Source organism: Amycolatopsis sp. NPDC058278 (assembly GCF_042881395.1).
In the GTDB taxonomy this organism is placed as follows: Bacteria; Actinomycetota; Actinomycetes; order Mycobacteriales; family Pseudonocardiaceae; genus Amycolatopsis.
In genome coordinates this window covers 1-1775 of sequence record NZ_JBHVXZ010000272.1, presented here as the reverse complement: position 1 = coordinate 1775, position 1775 = coordinate 1, and the positions used below count along the sequence as shown (strand labels likewise).

Genomic DNA, 1775 nt, shown 5'->3' with positions numbered 1-1775 from the left:
CGCGTGATTGAAGCCGGAACTCGTGAGTTCCGGCTTCAATCACGCGGGTTACGTGCTCAGCTGCCCTTGTGGCCCGACTGGTATTCCTTCGTCACGATGACGATCACCCCGGGGCTCGCGCTCTGGATGCCCTCGAAGCGGGGCTCGGCCTTGATGCCGAACTCCTGCGCGAGCTGCTTGGCCGCGGCTTCCTCGTCGGTGCCCGGGCGGTAGAACGCCGTCGTCGTCGGGATGATGCCCTGGGAGTAGTTGCTGACCTCGTTGACGTTCCACCCGGACCCGCGGAAGTCCTCCGCCGCCCGGTCCGCCAGGCCCTTGATCGTCGAGTTGTTGAACACCCGGACGGTCACCCACTTGTTGGACGCCTGCTGGTCACCGCCCGGCTGACCGGGGCCGGGGCCGGGGCCACCGGGGGCGGGCGACGTCGCCTGGCCGGGCGGCGGCGAGCTCGGTGACGGCGGCGTGGGCGACGAAGAGCTCGCCGAGCTCGACGACGATGCCGAAGACGACGTCGACGGTGGCGCCGACGACGACCCGCCGGACGTGCCCGGCTGCGTCGACGTGCCGCTCGGCCCGGCTTCGTTCGACCCGTTGCCCCCGCCCAGCGCGGAGATGCCGCCGATGACGGCGGCGATGATCGCCACGCCGATCAACGCGACACCCGCGGCCTTCATCGGCCGGGACATTCCCGAAAACACACTCATTTCAGCTCGATCCCCAGTCGCCGGGCGCCTCGCTTGCGCTGGCGGGCGGCGCGGGTCTTGCGCAGCCGCTTCACCAGCATCGGGTCCGCTTCGATCGCCTCCGGCTTCTCCAGCAGCTTGTTGAGCAGCTGGTAGTAGCGCGTCGCAGACAAGTCGAAGCGTTCGCGGATGGCGTTCTCCTTCGCCCCGGCGTGCCGCCACCATTGGCGCTCGAAGGCGAGGATCTCGACCTCGCGTTCGGTCAGGCCGGGCACGGGCTTCGGCGGCGACGGCTGCGGCTCAGCCATCGACTCCGCGGCGTCCATCCGAGTCCCTCTCAATCGGGCGTCATGGCGAATCAGACCTAGCTCTTCCGCGGGCGCCATTCAACCACGGAAGCGGCCGCCGACGTGGGCATCGACGTCGGCGCGTCACGGTCTGATGCAGGTCTACCAGAAGGGTCCGACTAAACTGGCTCGCCGTGACCATCCACCCCATCGTTATCGCCGGCGAACCCGTGCTGCACCAGCCGACTCGGGAGATCACCGAGTTCGACGAGAAGCTGCGCACGCTCGTGGACGACATGTTCGAGACGATGTACGCGGCCGAGGGCGTCGGCCTCGCGGCCAACCAGATCGGCCTCGATCTGCGGGTGTTCGTCTACGACTGCCCGGACGACGAAGGCGTGCGGCACAAGGGCGTCGTGGTCAACCCGAAGCTCGAGACGTCGGAGATCCCGGAGACCATGCCGGACCCGGACGACGACTGGGAGGGCTGCCTCTCGGCACCCGGCGAGTCGTACCCGACCGGCCGGGCCAAGTGGGCGAAGGTGACCGGCTCGGACATCGAGGGCAACCCGATCGAGGTCGAGGGCACCGGTTACTTCGCGCGCTGCCTGCAGCACGAGACCGATCACCTGGACGGGTACATCTACCTCGACCGCCTGGTCGGGCGGCACGCGCGCGCCGCGAAGAAGATGCTGAAGTCCAACAAGTGGGGCGTGCCGGGCAACTCGTGGCTGCCGCCGCGGACCCCCGAGGACGACGGCGCCGTCATCTGAGACCCCGAAGGGCCCCTCGCGCACGAGGGGCC

The 1775-nt window shown here is 69.1% G+C and carries 3 protein-coding genes; 1 reads left to right on the top strand and 2 read right to left on the bottom strand.

The genetic code is table 11. The features are described from left to right. Positions 1 to 56: 56 nt before the first annotated feature. Positions 57 to 704 carry a LytR C-terminal domain-containing protein gene (locus tag ACFVYA_RS49905; protein ID WP_387055700.1) on the bottom strand — a complete coding sequence of 216 codons (648 nt, stop codon included), beginning with the start codon at positions 702 to 704 and terminating at the stop codon, positions 57 to 59. Continuing rightward, complete coding sequence (locus ACFVYA_RS49900; protein WP_003101701.1) at positions 701 to 1009, bottom strand: DUF3263 domain-containing protein; 309 nt, start codon at positions 1007 to 1009, stop codon at positions 701 to 703. Before ACFVYA_RS49900 ends, ACFVYA_RS49905 begins: the two co-directional genes overlap by 4 nt. 155 nt (positions 1010 to 1164) lie before the next feature. Here ACFVYA_RS49900 and ACFVYA_RS49895 point away from each other — a divergent pair, with 155 nt between their 5' ends. Continuing rightward, complete coding sequence (locus ACFVYA_RS49895; protein ID WP_086841440.1) at positions 1165 to 1743, top strand: peptide deformylase; 579 nt, start codon at positions 1165 to 1167, stop codon at positions 1741 to 1743. Positions 1744 to 1775 lie beyond the last annotated feature (32 nt).

Coding starts and splice junctions, on each gene's coding strand:
- ACFVYA_RS49905 (WP_387055700.1), bottom strand. CDS start 704: ATGAGTGTGTTTTCGGGAATGTCCCGGCCGATGAAGGCCGCGGGTGTC.
- ACFVYA_RS49900 (WP_003101701.1), bottom strand. CDS start 1,009: ATGGACGCCGCGGAGTCGATGGCTGAGCCGCAGCCGTCGCCGCCGAAG.